Source organism: Pseudomonas sp. 2822-17 (genome assembly GCF_002742485.1).
GTDB lineage: Bacteria > Pseudomonadota > Gammaproteobacteria > Pseudomonadales > Pseudomonadaceae > Aquipseudomonas > Aquipseudomonas cyclaminis.
On record NZ_LJRZ01000784.1, the window covers coordinates 1 to 265 of the forward strand.

Here is a 265-nt window from a genome sequence, read left to right on the forward strand (position 1 = left end):
TCTGTTATCTGGTTTCCTGATCTCGTTAAGGAAATCGTGTAATACTCTTCTCGATTATAATTGGATCCTAAGACAGGTATGCCTTGAACATTTAATCGAAAAAGGGCATTATCATTAACATAAGAGTGATTCCAATTGTCTAATCTGTACTTCCCAGTCCACCCAGCATGGTTATTAATAAAGTCAACACTATCCACAACAACATGTCCTTCTGTTGCTAGTAAAGCTCCGTTGCTAGTTGGATGATTATATCTTAGAATATTAT

General features: G+C 35.8%; 1 protein-coding gene. It reads right to left on the reverse strand.

Features of this window, described 5'->3' with window-relative positions; all coding sequences use genetic code 11:
* Positions 1–260: two-component system activity regulator YycH (yycH, locus tag AOA60_RS34990; RefSeq protein ID WP_368731599.1), on the reverse strand; the 260-nt coding region annotated here is incomplete at its 3' end.
* Positions 261–265: the final 5 nt, after the last annotated feature.